The 16,923-nt window shown below is 61.1% G+C and carries 19 protein-coding genes; 15 read left to right on the top strand and 4 right to left on the bottom strand.

Annotated features, from left to right (window positions below; all coding sequences use genetic code 11):
* Positions 1-4 precede the first annotated feature (4 nt).
* From gap to ACP148_RS02190, 9 genes are all read left to right on the top strand, one after another.
* On the top strand, positions 5-1,012 hold the full coding sequence (gap, locus tag ACP148_RS02230; RefSeq protein ID WP_421950996.1) for a type I glyceraldehyde-3-phosphate dehydrogenase: 1,008 nt from the start codon (positions 5-7) through the stop codon (positions 1,010-1,012).
* Between the two features lie 122 nt (positions 1,013-1,134).
* Complete coding sequence (locus ACP148_RS02225; protein ID WP_421950995.1) at positions 1,135-2,340, top strand: phosphoglycerate kinase; 1,206 nt, start codon at positions 1,135-1,137, stop codon at positions 2,338-2,340.
* Positions 2,341-2,459: 119 nt separating this feature from the next.
* Complete coding sequence (locus tag ACP148_RS02220; protein ID WP_421950994.1) at positions 2,460-3,482, top strand: class I fructose-bisphosphate aldolase; 1,023 nt, start codon at positions 2,460-2,462, stop codon at positions 3,480-3,482.
* 146 nt (positions 3,483-3,628) lie between these two features.
* Positions 3,629-4,168, top strand: a complete 540-nt coding sequence (locus ACP148_RS02215) for a thiamine phosphate synthase (protein ID WP_421950993.1) — start codon at positions 3,629-3,631, stop codon at positions 4,166-4,168.
* On the top strand, positions 4,165-5,229 hold the full coding sequence (locus ACP148_RS02210; protein WP_421950992.1) for a tetratricopeptide repeat protein: 1,065 nt from the start codon (positions 4,165-4,167) through the stop codon (positions 5,227-5,229). Before ACP148_RS02215 ends, ACP148_RS02210 begins: the two co-directional genes overlap by 4 nt.
* Before the next feature lie 119 nt (positions 5,230-5,348).
* Positions 5,349-5,912, top strand: a complete 564-nt coding sequence (gene efp / locus ACP148_RS02205; RefSeq protein ID WP_014131635.1) for an elongation factor P — start codon at positions 5,349-5,351, stop codon at positions 5,910-5,912.
* Positions 5,913-6,047: 135 nt separating this feature from the next.
* Complete coding sequence (locus ACP148_RS02200) at positions 6,048-6,839, top strand: inositol monophosphatase family protein (protein ID WP_421950991.1); 792 nt, start codon at positions 6,048-6,050, stop codon at positions 6,837-6,839.
* Positions 6,840-6,962: 123 nt separating this feature from the next.
* Positions 6,963-7,967 (top strand): flagellar motor protein MotA, encoded by a 1,005-nt coding sequence (locus ACP148_RS02195; protein ID WP_421950990.1) that lies wholly within the window; start codon positions 6,963-6,965, stop codon positions 7,965-7,967.
* A gap of 12 nt (positions 7,968-7,979) precedes the next feature.
* Positions 7,980-9,008, top strand: a complete 1,029-nt coding sequence (locus ACP148_RS02190) for a peptidoglycan -binding protein (protein ID WP_421950989.1) — start codon at positions 7,980-7,982, stop codon at positions 9,006-9,008.
* Positions 9,009-9,023: 15 nt separating this feature from the next.
* Here ACP148_RS02190 and ACP148_RS02185 read toward each other — a convergent pair whose 3' ends face one another.
* Positions 9,024-10,859, bottom strand: a complete 1,836-nt coding sequence (locus tag ACP148_RS02185) for an ABC transporter transmembrane domain-containing protein (RefSeq protein WP_421950988.1) — start codon at positions 10,857-10,859, stop codon at positions 9,024-9,026.
* Between the two features lie 185 nt (positions 10,860-11,044).
* Here ACP148_RS02185 and rpmE point away from each other — a divergent pair, with 185 nt between their 5' ends.
* On the top strand, positions 11,045-11,269 hold the full coding sequence (gene rpmE / locus ACP148_RS02180; RefSeq protein WP_350053068.1) for a 50S ribosomal protein L31: 225 nt from the start codon (positions 11,045-11,047) through the stop codon (positions 11,267-11,269).
* A gap of 66 nt (positions 11,270-11,335) precedes the next feature.
* Here the strand turns inward: rpmE and ACP148_RS02175 are convergent, their stop codons facing one another.
* Entirely contained in the window at positions 11,336-11,845 is a 510-nt protein-coding gene (locus ACP148_RS02175) for a DUF1465 family protein (RefSeq protein ID WP_421951501.1), read from the bottom strand.
* Between the two features lie 356 nt (positions 11,846-12,201).
* Complete coding sequence (locus ACP148_RS02170) at positions 12,202-12,384, bottom strand: DUF1192 domain-containing protein (RefSeq protein ID WP_421950987.1); 183 nt, start codon at positions 12,382-12,384, stop codon at positions 12,202-12,204.
* Between the two features lie 57 nt (positions 12,385-12,441).
* On the opposite strand from ACP148_RS02170, the gene ACP148_RS02165 reads away from it, so the two are divergent.
* From ACP148_RS02165 to ACP148_RS02150, 4 genes are all read left to right on the top strand, one after another.
* On the top strand, positions 12,442-13,461 hold the full coding sequence (locus ACP148_RS02165) for an NAD(P)H-quinone oxidoreductase (protein ID WP_421950986.1): 1,020 nt from the start codon (positions 12,442-12,444) through the stop codon (positions 13,459-13,461).
* A 129-nt stretch (positions 13,462-13,590) separates the two neighbouring features.
* A complete protein-coding gene (locus tag ACP148_RS02160) occupies positions 13,591-14,475 on the top strand; it encodes an alpha/beta hydrolase (RefSeq protein ID WP_421950985.1) in 885 nt (294 codons plus the stop codon).
* A 120-nt stretch (positions 14,476-14,595) separates the two neighbouring features.
* Positions 14,596-15,333 (top strand): DUF1013 domain-containing protein, encoded by a 738-nt coding sequence (locus tag ACP148_RS02155; RefSeq protein ID WP_421950984.1) that lies wholly within the window; start codon positions 14,596-14,598, stop codon positions 15,331-15,333.
* A gap of 151 nt (positions 15,334-15,484) precedes the next feature.
* The gene (locus ACP148_RS02150) at positions 15,485-16,234 is read left to right on the top strand and encodes a sulfite exporter TauE/SafE family protein (protein WP_425033082.1); all 750 of its coding nucleotides are present in this window, start codon (positions 15,485-15,487) and stop codon (positions 16,232-16,234) included.
* A 70-nt stretch (positions 16,235-16,304) separates the two neighbouring features.
* On the opposite strand, the gene ACP148_RS02145 is transcribed toward ACP148_RS02150, so the two are convergent.
* Complete coding sequence (locus ACP148_RS02145) at positions 16,305-16,481, bottom strand: YdcH family protein (RefSeq protein ID WP_421950982.1); 177 nt, start codon at positions 16,479-16,481, stop codon at positions 16,305-16,307.
* 213 nt (positions 16,482-16,694) lie between these two features.
* Here ACP148_RS02145 and ACP148_RS02140 point away from each other — a divergent pair, with 213 nt between their 5' ends.
* Positions 16,695-16,910: a YdcH family protein gene (locus ACP148_RS02140; protein ID WP_421950981.1), complete on the top strand. Its 216-nt coding sequence runs from the start codon at positions 16,695-16,697 to the stop codon at positions 16,908-16,910.
* Positions 16,911-16,923: the final 13 nt, after the last annotated feature.

The following is a 16,923-nucleotide window of genomic DNA, read 5'->3' as shown; positions in this document are numbered from 1 at the left end:
CCCCATGACCGTCCGTGTCGCTATCAACGGATTTGGCCGCATCGGCCGCAACGTCCTGCGCGCCATCGTCGAATCCGGCCGCACCGACATCGAGATCGTTGCCATCAACGATCTCGGGCCGGTTGAAACCAATGCCCATCTGATCCGCTACGATTCAGTGCATGGGCGCTTTCCCGGCACGGTGACGGTTTCGGGCGACACGATCGATGTGGGCCGTGGTCCGATCAAAGTGACCGCCGTCCGCAACCCCGCCGAACTGCCGCATGGGGAGATGGGCGTCGATATCGTGATGGAATGCACGGGTATCTTCACGTCCAAGGAAAAGGCTTCGGCCCATCTCGAGGCCGGCGCCAAAAAGGTGATCGTTTCCGCACCCGCCGATGGCGCGGATTTGACGGTGGTCTATGGCGTCAACCACGACAAGCTTTCCGCCGAGCATTCGGTCATCTCGAACGCCTCGTGCACGACCAACTGCCTGGCCCCGGTCGCCTATGTGCTCAATGAAGCCGTGGGCATCGAAAAAGGCTTCATGACCACGATCCACTCCTATACCGGTGACCAGCCCACGCTCGACACCATGCACAAGGATCTCTATCGCGGCCGCGCCGCGGCGCTCTCGATGATCCCCACCACCACAGGCGCCGCCAAGGCTGTGGGTCTGGTTCTGCCAGAACTGAACGGCAAGCTGGACGGCACCTCGATCCGTGTGCCGACCCCCAACGTCTCCGTGGTGGATTTCAAGTTCATCGCCAAAAAAGCAACCTCGGTGGAGGAAATCAACGCGGCGATCAAGACCGCCGCGGAAGGCAAGCTCAAGGGCATTCTCGGCTTTACCGACGAAAAGCTGGTTTCGACCGATTTCAACCACGACTCCCATTCCTCGATCTTCCACATGGACCAGACCAAGGTCATGGAAGGCACTTTCGTGCGCATCCTGTCCTGGTACGATAATGAATGGGGCTTTTCGAACCGCATGAGCGACACCGCCGTGGCGTTCGGCAAGGTGCTCTGAGCCCAAACGATTGCCAATGCAAGGCGCTCCTTATGGGAGCGCCTTTTTCTTGCCTATCGCCTGCCCTTGGGTCACTGTGCCTGCCGAAGGGACGTTCAAATTCAGACCGAATGGATGCGACCATGACTGCCGCCTTCAAGACCCTTGATGATTTCGACCTCGATCGAAAGCGTGTGCTTGTCCGCGTCGACCTCAATGTGCCTGTCAAGGACGGTAAGGTGAGCGATGCCACGCGTATCGAGCGCGTGGCCCACACCATCCAGGAAATCGCCAACAAGGGTGGCCTGCCGATCCTCCTCGCCCATTTCGGACGCCCCAAAGGCAAGGTCGATCCCGAAATGAGCCTCAAGGTCGTGGTGGACGCCCTGCACAGGATCATCGGCAAGCCCGTCCATTTTGCATCGACCGACTGGACAGACGTCTCGGAGGCCAAAACGGTGATCGATGGAGCCGAGTCCGGGTCGGTGGTTCTTCTGGAAAACACGCGCTTCCACCCCGGCGAAGAAAAAAACGATGCTGCCCTAGTCGCGACAATGGCTTCGCTTGGCGATCTTTATGTCAATGACGCCTTTTCTGCTGCCCACCGTGCCCATGCTTCGACCGAGGGGCTGGCCCAAAAGCTGCCTTCGGCAGCCGGCCGCGCCATGGAAGCCGAGCTCAAGGCGCTCGAAAAGGGACTGGGCAATCCCCAAAAGCCGGTAATCGCGATTGTCGGCGGGGCAAAGGTTTCCAGCAAGATCGACCTGCTCGAAAACCTCGTGTCCAAGGTCGAAGCGCTGGTGATCGGCGGCGGCATGGCCAATACCTTCATTTATGCGCTGGGCTACGATGTGGGCAAGTCGCTGTGCGAGCGTGACCTCAAGGAAACCGCGCTGCGCATCATGGATAAAGCTGAAGAAGCACGCTGCGCCCTGATCCTGCCCATCGACGGCGTCGTCGCCTGGCATTTCAAGGCCGATACCCCCAGCCGGGTCTATGGGCTCGACGCCATCGACAAGGATGGCATGGTGCTCGACGCCGGGCCGCAATCGGTCGAAAAGATCAAGACGGCAATAAACGAGGCCAAGACTATCGTCTGGAACGGCCCGCTCGGCGCCTTTGAGATGACGCCGTTCGACACGGCAACAGTGGAGGTGGCCAGGCACGCCGCCGAGCGCACGAGAAAGGGATTTCTGACCTCGGTCGCCGGCGGCGGCGACACCGTCGCGGCCCTGGCCCATGCCGGCGTCAAGGACAGCTTCACCTATGTCTCGACCGCCGGCGGAGCGTTCCTCGAATGGATGGAAGGCAAGCCGCTACCGGGGGTTGATGCGCTCAAGCGGGGCTGATTTCGAGGGTTCCCACTTCCGTCTCATCCCTTCGTCCAATACCCGAACGTCTAATCGATTGTGACCCTGACGTTCGGGTATTTTAGCCCCACATTCATATCCATGGGGTTTAGCGTCCGATGTCTCGACTGAGCGAGATCGCCAACCAGCTCGTTGCGCCCGGCAAGGGCATCCTGGCCGCCGACGAATCCACCGGCACCATCAAGAAGCGTTTCGATTCCATTTCACTGGAATCGACCGAAACAAATCGCCGCGACTATCGCGAGATGCTGTTCGGCGCCACCGAAGCGATGACCGACTATATCTCCGGCGTCATCCTGTTCGATGAAACCATCCGCCAATCCGCTGCCGACGGGACACCCTTCGTCGACATGCTGGCCGCCACCAACTGCCTGCCCGGCATCAAGGTCGATACCGGCGCCAAGCCCATGCCCGGCTATATCGACGAAACGGTGACCGAGGGCCTTGACGGCCTGCGCGATCGCCTCGCCGAATATGCACGGATCGGGGCCGCCTTCGCCAAATGGCGCGGCGTCATCGGCATCGGCGAGAACAAGCCCACCCGCGCTTCGGTTCACGCCAACGCCCACGCCCTGGCCCGCTATGCGGCGCTTTGCCAGGAAGCGGGCATCGTGCCCATCGTCGAACCCGAAGTATTGGCTGACGGCAAGCCCGGCGACCACACCATCGAGACCTGCGAAAAAGTGACCACCGACACGCTGGGCGAAGTGTTTGAGCAACTTCGCATGGCGGGCGTGGCCCTCGACGGCATGATCCTCAAACCCAACATGGTGATCCCCGGCGTCAACGGGCCCAAGGTCTCCATCGAAGAAGTCGCCGAACGCACCGTGCGCACCCTCAAGGCTACGGTGCCTTCCATCGTTCCCGGCATCGCCTTCCTTTCGGGTGGCCAGACTTCCGAACAGGCCAGCGCCAATCTCTCGGCCATGCACAATATCGGCAAGCTGCCATGGGCGCTGACTTTCTCCTATGGCCGCGCGTTGCAGGCCGAAGCGCTCCAGACCTGGGGCGGCAAGACGGAAAATGTCGACGCGGCCCGCCGCGCCTTCATCCACCGCGCGCGCATGAATTCGCTCGCCTCGCTGGGCCAGTGGGCGCCCGAACTCGACAGGGCCGCCTGAACCGATTTTCCGGCGGCAAGGCCGGAAAAGCGCTGGCATCGTACTGCCGAATAGTCTTCCCATACGCAAAGGGACGCTGTATCGACGCAGCGTCCCTTTTTTTGTCATTGTTTGGCGGCAAAGGGGAGCGAAACGACTGGGGCACCATGGCAGACATATTCCTGATTGCAGAGCCTGATATCGCGGTTGAACGGCTCCAAGCCACCCTGGCGCGCCTGCCTGCAGCCGCCCTGCTGCTCAAGGCGGGTGATGAGGACGATTTTGCCTATTCCGATCGCGCCAAGACGCTGGCCAAAATCGCCCAGAAGCGCAATTGCGCCGTGCTGCTCGACAATCGCCCCCATCTGGTCAGGAAAGCCTATGTCGATGGCGTTCACATGTCGGGCGGCATCAAGGCCCTGCGTGAGGCCATCGACGAACTCAAGCCCGACTTCATCGTCGGCACCGGCGATATCGGCTCCCGGCACGAGGCCATGACCCGCGGTGAGCTTGAGATCGACTATCTGATGTTCGGCGACCGCGACGATGTCGACGGGCGCGAGATGGCCGACTGGTGGGCTGAAACCTTCGAGGTGCCCTCGGTCTTCTGCGCCAACCCTTCGCAAGACCTTTCCGGCCTCAAATCCGAATTTGCTGGCTTTGTCGAGGCTGACTGGGACGAGATCGTGCCCGGAGACGCTTCATGAGGCTGGCAACGGCACTCCTTGCCGGACTTATAACGCTTTCGGCGCTCCCGGCCGCGGCTCAATCCGAGCAGATGGACGAGGCGCTCGATATCTCTCGCATGCTGCTCAATCCCCCCGAGGGCGTCGACCTGGCCTATGGCGCCTTCCAGCGCGGCTATTACCTGACCGCCCTACGGCTGGCCGAACGGCGAGCCGCCAACGGTGACGCCGTTGCGCAGACCCTGATCGGGGAAATCCACGCCAATGGCCTCGGAGTGCCTCAGGATATCCCGCGCGCCATCACCTGGTACGCCCAGGCCGATCAGAACGGCGACATTCAGGCGACCTTCCAGTTGGCCATGATCTATCAGACCGGAACCGGAGTGCAGCGCAATCGCGAACGCGCCGCCGCGCTTTTCAAGAAGGCCGCCGACGGTGGGCATATGGCGGCCAAATACAATCTGGGCCTGCTCCATGTCGAGGGAACCTATGCCGAGCCCAATCTTGTCGAAGCGGCCGAGTTGATCGGGGAAGCGGCTGAAGCGGGCCTGCCTGAAGCGCAATATGACCTTGCCATCATGCTGCTCGAAGGCGCAGGCATAGCGCCCGACACCACAATGGCACTCGACCTGCTCGAACTGGCCTCCGAACAGGGCCTGCCCGAAGCGCAGGTCGAATACGCCACCCTGCTCTATATGGGCGCCAGCGACGGCAGCCGCGATGCGCAGGGCGCCGCGCGTTGGTATGGCCGCGCCGCAGAAGCGGGCAACGCGGTGGGTCAGGTGCGCTATGCGATGATGCTGGCCGCTGCCGAAGGCGTCCAGCAAGATCTCGAGACCGCCGCCATGTACCGCACGCTGGCCCGGCGCCAGGGATTGACCGACGACACGCTCGACCAGATGCTGCGCGGCACCGACCCGGCTACCCTCGCCCGCGCGGAGGAAAGGGCCCGCTATTGGCCCGGTGTTCCGCCTTCGGAAACTTCCCCCCGCGATGCCCGGCAGGACCCGGCGGACACCCCTCTACCCAATACCCTTGATACCCCTCCCATCCCGCTCGACGATCTTACCAATCCCGGATGATAGCCCGGCGCGTTCTTTGGCTTGAAAACCGGCGCGTTCTGGGGCAAAAGCCAGCCCACCAGTCTTATCGGCCCTGAGCGCCCGTCCGCGCGGGCGCAGCAACGAAAAGTTTTTTGAGAATGAAGATCAACGGTAACGAAATCCGTCCCGGCAACGTGATCATGCATCAGGACCGCCTCTGGGTCGCGGTCAAGGTCGATCACGTCAAGCCTGGCAAGGGCGGCGCCTATGCTCAGGTCGAGCTCAAGGCCATCCAGGGCACCACCAAGCTCAACGAGCGCTTCCGTTCGGCCGAAACCGTCGAGCGCGTGACGCTCGAACAGCGCGACTTTCAGTATCTTTACGCCCAGGGCGACGCGCTGGTGTTCATGAACACCGAGACCTACGAACAGATCGAACTGGAAACCGATTTCGTCGGCGAACGCGCCGCCTTCCTTCAGGACGGCATGATGGTCACCGTCGAGATGTACGAGGAAACCCCGCTCGGCATCCAGCTTCCCGCGCAAGTGACCCTCGAAGTCGCCGATACCGAGCCCGTGGTCAAGGGCCAGACGGCGGCCAATTCCTTCAAGCCCGCAACGCTTGAAAATGGCGTCAAGACGATGGTTCCGCCCTTTGTCGGCATCGGCCAGAAAATCATCGTCGATACCACTGAAGTGACCTATATCCGCCGCGCGGACTGATCTTTCGTCACCACCGCATCTTTACCAGCCCTCCCCCAAAGGGAGGGTGTTTCTTTTACCGCAAGGCAGCGCGTGCTAGAGAGCACCGCAAAATCGTCTCCCGCCCGGGACAAAGACAAGCACAAGGACGCTACCATGGCCCGCTCAGCGCTGATGAACATCATGGTCAACACAGCCATGAAGGCCGGCAGGGGCCTTGTCCGCGATTTCGGCGAAGTCGAAAACCTGCAGGTGTCGCGCAAGGGCCCCGCCGATTACGTCTCGGTCGCCGACAAGCGCGCCGAAAAGATCGTCATGGACGAATTGATGAAGGCCCGCCCCACCTATTCCTTCCTCATGGAGGAAGGCGGGGAGATCAAGGGCACCGACGGCATGCACCGCTGGATCATCGACCCCATCGACGGAACGACAAATTTCCTGCACGGCGTACCCATCTTTGCCGTCTGCATCGCGCTTGAACGCAATGGCGAAATCGTCTCCTCGGTCATCTTCAACCCGGTAATGGACGAATTGTTCACGGCGGAAAAAGGCAATGGCGCCTGGCTCAACAACCGTCGACTGCGCGTTGCCGGCCGCAAACACCTCTCCGAAGCTCTCATGTGTACCGGCATCAATTCGCAGGGTCGGGCACTCGATGCCTTGCAACTGCGCCAGCTGGCCCACGTCACGCCCGCCGTTTCCGGTATCCGGCGGTCCGGCTCGATCTCGATGGACCTCGCCTGGCTGGCTGCCGGCCGGTTCGACGGGGTCTGGGAAGCCGGGCTCAAGCCCTGGGACGTCGCGCCAGGCATGCTGCTGGTCAAGGAAGCGGGGGGCTTTGTGACCGATTTTGCCGGCGGCAATGATGCGGTCGCCAAGGGCGAAGTGGTCGCCGGCAACGAGCATATCCAGCGCGAACTGCTCAAGGCCATCCAGTCGGTTAAATAAGGGTCACTTTTTCTTAACCACCTCTCAAGTCATTGTCAGGTCACCATGGTCTGACTAAGCTGGCGCAAATTTGACACGCTGGCCGGTCACTTGATCGGCAGCGCTGCCAGGAGCCGGCCCTTTATGACGCAATCGTACGACCCGTATCGCCTCGCCAATCCGCTGGTCTATCTCATCAAGATGGTGATTTTCCTCGTCCTCGTGGCGATGGTGGCGATTATACTCCTGCCGCAGCTGCTCGACGCCTTCTGGTCGAACCCGTTCATCAACGGAATGATCCTGTTCGTTTTGCTGGTCGGGATAATCCTGTCCTTCCGCCAGGTGATCCGCCTGTTTCCTGAGGTCAACTGGGTCAATTCCCTCCAGGAGGGCAATGCCGGCCAGCTCCGTCGCGCTCCGGTCCTGCTCGCTCCGGTCGCCGCCATCATGCGCGATCGCCTCGGAGAAACTGTGATTACTCCGGCGTCCATGCGCTCGATCCTCGATTCTGTGGGCATTCGCCTCGACGAAGCCAAGGACACGGCCCGCTACCTTACCGGTCTTTTGGTGTTTCTGGGTCTGCTCGGCACGTTCTATGGCCTGCTCCAGACGGTGGGCGCCGTATCGGGCGTGATCCAGAACCTCGATGTCACATCGGGCGATACGACCAACATTTTCGGCAATCTCAAGGATGGCCTCGAGGCGCCGCTCGGCGGGATGTCGATCGCCTTCGCATCCTCGCTGTTCGGCCTGTCCGGGTCGCTCGTGCTGGGCTTTCTCGACCTGCAGGCCGGCCAGGCCCAGAATGCTTTTTACACCGATCTCGAGGACTGGATGAGTTCGATGACCGAGCTCGACCACCCCATCGCCACCATGCAGGCCAACAATTTCGGCGTCTCCGGCCCGGAAATGCAGCAGATGTTCGAGCGGCTGGGGGCAACGATGCAGACCCAGAACTCGTCCCAGAACGCTATCCGTGCCATGGCCGAACTGGCCAAGGGCATCGATGGACTGGTCAAGCATATAAGGGCCGAACAGGAAGACCTGCGCGCCCACATCTCCGAACAGGCCGAAGTCAACAGGCGCCTGACGACGCTGATCGATACCCTGTTGCAGGACAATGACCGTCCCCGCGACGGACAGAACTAGGACATCCCGCCCATGGCACTCGTCCGCGGACGCTCTTCTGCTGAACGCCCCTCGTACTGGCCCGGCTATGTCGACGCTCTGTCGAGCCTGTTGCTGGTCATCATCTTCTTGCTTTCGCTGTTCATGATCGCCCAGTTTTTCCTCAATCAGGAGATCCTCGGCCGCGACACCGCATTATCCCGGCTCAATGCACAGATCGCCGAACTGACCGAATTGCTGCAGCTCGAACGCGCCAACTCCGAGGAACTGGAGCTTTCCATTTCCTCGCTCTCGGCGACGCTGTCTGGCGTCGAAGCCGAACGCGACAGCCTGCAAAGCGAACTGGCCGGACTTGGCGACGGCATCGCCGATTACGACTCCACGATCGCGGGCCTCCAAACCGCCCTCTCCGATGAGCGCGAACTGTCGTCCGAAGCCCAGGCGCAGGTGGCCCTGCTCAACCAGCAATTGGCGGCCCTGCGCCAGCAGATCGGAGCGCTCGAAGCTGCTCTTGAGGCCTCCGAGCTGCGCGATACCGAAAGCCGCACCCAGATCGCCGATCTGGGCCGCCGCCTTAACCTCGCCCTGGCCCAGCGCGTGCAGGACCTTTCGCGCTACCGTTCGGACTTTTTCGGCCGGTTGCGCGAAATCCTCGAGGGCCGCTCAGACGTGCAGGTGGTGGGCGACCGTTTCGTCTTCCAGTCCGAGGTGCTGTTCGATGCCGGTCAGGCGGCGATTTCCGCCGAGGGCCAGGAGCAGATCGCCGCGCTTGCCGACGCTATTCTCGAACTGGAAACCGAAATCCCCGCGGACATTCCCTGGGTGCTGCGCATCGACGGGCACACCGACCGTCGCCCGATCTCGACGCCGCAGTTTCCCTCCAACTGGGAGCTTTCGGCGGCGCGCGCCATCTCGGTGGCCAAGCTGCTGGTCGAACAGGGCGTGTCGCCCAACCGTCTGCTGGCCGCCGGATTTGGCGAATTCGCTCCTCTCGACCCGGCCGATAACGAAGAAGCCTATCGCCGCAACCGTCGGATCGAGTTCAAACTGACTGAAGCCTGATGCGGCCTCACGCGCCTATCCCGCCAGCGCCTCCTCGTTCAGCCGGAACTGGAGCTTGGCCAGTTCGGCGTAGCGCCCGCCCTTCTTGACCAATTGGTCGTGCGTGCCCTCGTCGATCAATTGTCCCTTTTCGAGTACCAATATCCGGTCCGCATTGCGGATGGTGGCCAGCCTGTGGGCAATGACCAACGTCGTCCGCCCTTCCATCAGCCGCTCCAGAGCCTTTTGAACCAGATGCTCGCTTTGGGCATCGAGCGCGCTGGTCGCTTCATCGAGCAAGAGGACCGGCGCATCCTTGAGCAGCGCACGGGCAATCGCCACACGCTGCTTCTGCCCACCCGAGAGCATGACGCCACGCTCGCCCACCAGCGTATCGAACCCTTGCGGAAGATCCTCAACGAACCCCGTCACCAAAGCCGCATCGGCGGCGGCACGAATTTCGGCCATCCCCGCACCGGGTTTGGCAAAGCGGATATTGTCGGCGATCGAGCCGGCAAAGATCACCGGTTCCTGATCGACCGATGCAAACCGTTGACGCAGATCGGCCGGATCGGCATCGCGGACATCGACGCCATCGACAATAATGGCTCCGGAATTGACGTCGTAAAAGCGCTGAAGCAGCGCAAATACCGTTGATTTACCGGCCCCCGAAGCACCGACAAGCGCAACGGTCTCACCCGGCTCGACGGCGAAAGAAAGCGCCGAAAGGATCGGAGCATCGTCACGCGTCAAATAGGAGAAATCGACATCCTCGAAGGCCACCTTGCCCAAAGGGGGCTCCGGCATGGCCACCGGGTCGGACCGGACCGGCAGGCTCGATCTTGTATCGAGCAATTCAATCAACCGCTCGGTTGCCCCCGAAACCTGCTGCAACGTGCCGAACAGATCGCTCATATTGGTCAGCGCGCTTGTCGCGATAACAGCATAGATGGCGAACTGGACAACCTCACCGACGCTGATCATCCCGGCGAAGACCGCCTGGCTGCCCAGCCAGACCAGAACCACCAGGGCCGACATGGTGACAAACATCACGATACCGATGAGCAGCGAGCGGGTAAGGAGCCTCTTGAGTTCGGCCCGGTAGGTGGTTTCCGCGTAGCCCTGGAACAACTGTTGCTGGCTTTCCTCCTGTACGAAGGATTTGACGGTTTTGACCGACGACAGGGTCTCGGTGACCATCGCCGAAAGGTCGGCGAGCGTATCCTGGGTCACCCGCGAAACATTCTTCATCCGCCGCCCCATGGCAACGAGCGGGAAGACGATGATCGGGATGACGACTATAACCCCCAGCGCAAGCTGGAAATTGGTCAAAAACATCATAAACAGCGCGCCGACCATCAGGATCAGCGAGCGCAGCGCTAGAGACGCCGACGATCCCACCGCGCTGCGGATTACCGCGACATCGGCATTGAGCCGCGAGGTCAATTCGCCGACCCGGTTGACGTCGAAAAACGTCGCATCCAGGGTCAACAGGTGGTTGAAGACATCCTGGCGCAGATCGGCGATCACCCGCTCCCCGATCACCGAGATCAGATAGAAGCGCGCGCCGGCCGAAATCGCCATGACCGCGCCGATGACGATGATCAGCCAGGCATAGGACGAAACGATCTCGAAATTTTCGGTGACGAAGCCTTCGTCGATAAAGCTGCCGGCAAAATAGGGAATCGATAACGAGGCCACCGCAGCGATCAGGAGGAAGGCCAGCGTCAGCACCAGCCGCAAGGGATAACGCCCAAGATAGGGCATCAATCGGCTGAGTGGCTTGAGCGAGGACGGCTGCGCTCCGGCCTTGAGGCGTGGCACTTCGCTTTCGGCATCGGTGGAAGCGGGATTTGCGGCGGTTTCCGACATGGCGGCTTATTCCTGTTTGGGCCTAGATAGTCCCTGACCGGCCCCGGGGCAAGTTTGCATCCCGCCCATGTGCCTTCAAGCCGCCTCTTGCGCTGGGGCGCTGCATTCTGTAAAAGGCCGCCAACGAATTTGCGAGACGTTTCGTCCGGGCGCGGTAGCGCCCGTTTGATTTAGGGCCCGATCCAATGAAAAAAGACATCCACCCCGACTACCATTTCATCACCGTGACGATGACCGACGGGACCGAATACAAGACCCGCTCGACTTACGGCAAGGAAGGCGACAAGCTGACCCTCGACATCGACCCTACGACCCACCCGGCCTGGACCGGCGGTCAGGGCAAGCTCGTCGACCGTGGCGGCCGCGTGTCGCGCTTCAAGGAAAAGTTCAAGGGCATCCTGGGTTCGTAAGAATCCAATCCCCAGAAAAACAAAAGCCCGGCCATCGCGCCGGGCTTTTTTGTGTTCGATTGCCGCTTAGCGACCGCCGAAGGCCGCCTTGAGCCGGTCCATCTGAGCCGATAGCGCATTTTCGCCTTCCGGCTCGGAGGGCAGTTCCTCGCCGCGTTCGATGCGGTCGAATTTGACCACACGCTCGAAGAGCCTGTCGCCCTTGGCGATATAGGCCTTCATTGTATCGGGAATGTCATTCCAGCCCGGACCACCGCGATCCGACGGCAGCGCCGAGAACTTGACCTTGGATTTCTCACTGCGCGCCTGTTCGGGCGATATCTCGCCCTCGTTGACCGCACGCTGCAGCAACAGCCACGAGGCAAGTTGCATCAGTCGCGTGGTGAGCCGCATGCTCTCGGTGGCATAGATAAAAGCGGCATCCCGGCTGAGCGCCTTGCTCTCGCCCCGGCCCTCGCCGTCGAGATAGGCCGCGACCTCCTCGATCAGGCCCATGCCCTCGCGATAGAGCAGATCGAACCCGCCTGACGTCAGCAGCCTCGGTGTCAATGCGACAGCATCGCTGGGAGACTTCATCTCGTCCACGGGCACTCCTCGATCACTATGGATTCTTCGGGCGCAGTCTATGCGGTTTCGACCACCCCGTCATCACGGGCCGCCGAGGAGTTGCAACTAGCCTTAACGCAATTTGGTTCCGACGCTCCCTGCCCCGGAAAAGAAAAAAGAGCCGTCAAACAAACGGCTCTCGAAAGTTAACAGGGAGGCGTCAAACAGAGGGAAGGAACCGCTCTGAAAAACTCCAGCGCAAACTGGATAAGCAAAACCTAAACCGAACTCGTAAAATTTTCCTTAACAAGACTCGCTTTTTTAACCTTACCGGCAAATGACCGCCCATTGTCGCCCAAGCGACACGATCGGACCGGACAGCACACTTAGAACTTGAACACGGCGTCAGCCGCAGTACGGCTGGCGGTCTTGCCTTCAATAGCCGTTTCAAGACGCGCGATCTCGGCCCTCAAAATTTCGATCCGATCCTGAAGTTCATCGACCGACAGCGTCTCGAGTGGCATGCCCACCTCGTGGACCGGCATGCGGCGTACGACATCGTCTTCCATGCTGATCTCCTCAAATTTGCTCTTGGCCCATTCTGGCGCGCGATTAAGATGGCGTCCATGACTATTCCAGACCAGATGCAAGCGATCGAAATTGCGGCGCCAGGCGGCCCCGAGGTTCTCACGCCCATAGACGCCCCTATTCCCCAACCCAGGTCGGGCGAGGTGCTGATTGCCGTCGCAGCCGCAGGGGTCAACGGTCCCGACATCTCCCAGCGACAGGGCGCCTATCCGCCCCCCGCCGATTCTTCACCCCTGCCCGGCCTGGAAGTCTCGGGCATCGTTGCGGCCGTGGGGGAGGGCGAAACGCGGTTTGCGCCCGGCGATGAGGTTGTGGCGCTGTGCAATGGCGGCGGCTACGCCGGCTATGTCGCCGTGCCTGCGGGCCAGGTACTGCCCAAACCCAAAAGCTGGTCGCACATCGAGGCGGCAACCCTGCCGGAGACATTTTTCACCCTGCAGCAAACGCTTGTCGAACGGGCCGGGCTGGCAACCGGTCAGACCGTCCTCATTCATGGCGGCTCGGGTGGCATCGGCGCCAGCGCAATCCAGCTTTGCCGCCTTTTCGGCGCAACGCCCATCGCAACGGTTTCCAGCGCGCAAAAAGCCGCTTACGCAGAGGCGATGGGCGCGGCCCACACCATCAACTACAAAGCAGAAGACTTCGTCGAGCGCACAAGGGCCCTGACCGACGGGCGGGGCGCCGATATCGTGATCGACATCATCGGCGGCGACTACGCAAACCGCAACCTAAAGGCATGCGCCTATGGCGGCCATGTCATTCAACTGGCCATACGGGGCGGTGCGAAAGCCGAAATCAATCTCGGCCTGGTACTCATGAACGCCCTCACCCTTTCGGGCTCGACCCTGCGCCCTCAAACCGCCGCAACCAAGGCCCGGTTCGCCCAGGGCCTCGCCGCCAGGATCTGGCCGGCAATCGCGGCTGGCACAATCGTGCCCCCGCGGATCACAACCTTCCCTCTCGCAAATGCAGCCGACGCCCACCGGGCCATGGAGGGCCGCGATCATTATGGCAAGATCGTGCTCACGGTCGAGAACCGCGACCACCGAGCCGTGTGACGGTTTGGCAACGGATCGGTCACGATTGCGTCAAAGCTCACAACCACACTTGCCACGAAACACTCTTGCGATGATTTTGAAGCGTCCGGGGGCGCGACCGGTGTGTTCGATATCTTGATTGAAGGCTGGATGAACCAGAATACCTTGCGCCTCGTTGGCGGGCTCTTGCTTGCTTCACTGATTCTCTACCTGCTGGTGGTCGCAGTTGCCTATACCTTCCAGCGCGAGATGGTCTTCCCCCGCCGCTTCGTAAATGCGTTGCCCTTTGCCGCCATGGTCGGCCCCGATTTCGAGCGCATTACGCTCGAAACCGCGGATGGGGAACGACTCAAGGCCTATTTCAAGCCCCCGCTCGAGGGCGCACCGATGATCGTCGCCTTCCATGGCAATGGCAGCGTTCCAGAGCCGCAGGCGGTAAGGTTCGGCAGTGCGCCATGGGCCAATGCCGGCTTTGGCGTCCTCTCCTTTGCCTATCGCGGCTATCCCGGCTCGACCGGAGCACCAAGCGAAGAGGGTCTGCTGCTCGATGCCGAGGCCGCCATCGCCTATGCCCTAAACCACGCACCCGGCAGCCGCCTCGTTTTCATCGGCCATTCGCTGGGAACCGGCGTGGCGGTTGCCATGTCCGAACGCTATCCCAGCCAGGCGCTGGTCCTTGAAGCCCCCTTTTCGTCCCTGCCCGACGTTGTCGCCGCCACCATGCCGTTCCTGCCGGGACAATTGGTGCGCGACACCTTCTTTTCCTCGCGGCGCATTGCAGGCAGCCAGGCAGATACCATCGTCATTGTGCATGGCGAGCGCGACACCGTGGTTCCTGCGTTTCTCGGGCGCCGTCTGTTCGCTGTCGCGCCGCATGGGGTGTTTATGTCGGTCGAGAACGCCGACCACCTCAATTTGCGCGGTATGCGCGACACCGAAATCCTCGATCTGGTCATCAACGGGTATCCGCCCGAACCGACCCCGCAAAGCGAACCGGCCGGCAGTCCGGACCCACTCGAAACCGGAGCGGTGTGATTGCTGATTGCATGATCGGCATTTGACCCTTATATTAACGGTCAAATTCCCCCTCATCCCAAATTGGCGAGGCGGGCGGTCCGGAGGAACACCGGGCCGCAGCACAGGAGAGATTTACCTATGGCCACACAATTGCTCATGCCCAAGGCGACTGCCGTCTGGCTGGTCGAAAATACTGGGCTGACCTTCAAGCAGATCGCCGATTTCTGCACCCTGCACCCACTCGAGGTCCAGGGCATCGCAGATGGCGACGTTGCCGGCGGCATCCGTGGCGTGAACCCGGTCCAGAACGGACAGCTCAACCGCGAGGAGATCGCCAAGGGCGAAGCCGATGAGAACTACCGGCTGAAAATTTCCGAACCCAAGGTCAAGGTGGCAGCCCCCAAGCGCCGCGGTCCGCGCTACACCCCGACGTCGCGCCGCCATGAGCGGCCCAACGCGATCAAATGGCTGGTCCGCAACCATCCCGAGCTCAAGGACGCCCAGATCATGCGTCTGGTCGGCACCACCAAGTCAACAATCGAATCCGTGCGCGAAAACACCCACTGGAATGCCGCCAACCTGACCGCCATGGACCCGGTGACCCTGGGCCTGTGCTCGCAGATGGAACTGGACATGGAAGTGCGTAAGGCAGCGCGCACCGCGGGCATCACAGAAGATACTCCCGAGGGCACGCGCCTGATGACAGCCGAAGAAGCGCTGAGCCGCGCCCAGTACGAGCCGGAGGAAGGCGACGAGGGCTCCCAGACCCCGGCCCAGGACAATTATGACGCCGAGCGCGAAGCTGAATCGGTCTTTGCCAAGCTCAAATCGCTCAAGGGCGCCGACGCTGACGCCGACACCGATGAGCGCGACTAGGCTTTATCTACTGGTACATTTCAAACGGCCCGCCGCCCACAGCAGCGGGCCGTTTTTCGTTCAGCAGACAGGTCTAGTCGCCCGGACTTGACATCGATGGCGTTTGCCCGCGCTATGCCGCTCTGTTCCTTATGAAATCCCCAAGCTTGAATTGACGTTCTTTCTCGTTGCTGCGCTCGCAGTTTTTTTCGTCGCTCTGTCGAAATCCGGTCTGGTCGCGAGCCTGGGCGTCATCGGGGTGCCCCTCCTCACCCTCGTCATGCCGGCTCGCGATGCGGCCGGCATGATGCTGCCCCTGCTGATCGTAATGGACGTCATCGCGCTCATCGCCTATCGGCGCGAGGTCGACTGGAAAGTATTCTGGATCCTCTTGCCGGGCGCCATGGTCGGCACGCTGGTCGCTTTCTCGCTCTCGGCCGTCGTCAGCGAATCCATGGTACGCCTCGCCATCGGCCTGATCACTCTGGCCTTCGTGCTCGATGCCTGGCTACCACTGCGCAGGAAACTCCAGGGGCTGCCCCCGTCCCGGCCCTGGGGGACATTCTGGGGCTCGATTGCCGGGTTCACCAGCTTCGTCAGTCATACCGGCGGCCCCCCGGTCCAGATCTATATGCTGCCCATGCGCCTGCCGCCGGCGCTTTTCGCAGGCACCAACGCGGTGTTTTTTGCGGTCGTCAACGCCAGCAAGATCCCGTTCTATTTTGTCCTCGGCCAGCTTTCGCTCGCCAACATGCAGGTCGCGCTTTATCTTGTGCCGGTTGCCATTGCCGGCATGGTGTTGGGTGTGTTTCTCGTCCGCCGTATCGACGCCGGTCTGTTTTACCGGGTGGCCTATGCCCTGATTTTTCTTTTGGCCCTCAAGCTGATCTACGACGGGATCACGGGATTGTTTTTTGCCTGACAGCGGGCATTAAAAAAGGCCGCAGCTTCCGCCGTGGCCTCACAGAAATCGCAAGTTTTACAGATGGACCTTAGTGAGCGGTCTCGTATTGTGCACGCACCAACTGGTCCTTGAGTTCAAGTTTCTTGCGCTTGAGAGCGGCAATCAGCAGCGCATCGCGGGCCGGATGTCGCATTTCTTCGCTGATCTTTCGTTCCAAATCCTGATGCCGCCGCTCCAGGGAAGTGATGTAAGTCTGTGAGGTCATGGCCACTCCTTTCATCATTGGACGACGGTATCGTCACATTCTTTGCAGCCTTTGTCCAATGGCAAATCTGTGGCAGAAAGGAGCTGGAGAGCGCAGGGAAAAAGTCCCAGACTTTCCCGGCTCGACCGCGCGACAAAACAATGGCTTAGGGTGACAAGCCGGTTCTATGGGAGCGGATCACGCTTTGAGGCGGGGTCCTGTGGGGAAATAATCATGCTGCCATTGGACAAGGAAATCGAAGCCCGGCTCGGACTGGAACTGGCCACCAAGCGCCAGGAACACGCCGATCTCGATGCGGCAATCCATACCCTCACGGCATCGGGCCTTGCCGACATCACGCTGATCCAGCGCCTCAAGAAGCGCAAACTGGCGCTCAAGGACCGGATCGTCGAGATCGAACGGATCATCCTCCCCGACATAATTGCGTGACATTATGTTAAGT

The organism is Pelagibacterium sp. (genome assembly GCF_965249125.1).
Classification (GTDB): domain Bacteria; phylum Pseudomonadota; class Alphaproteobacteria; order Rhizobiales; family Devosiaceae; genus Pelagibacterium.
This window is presented reverse-complemented; position numbering and strand designations above follow the sequence as displayed.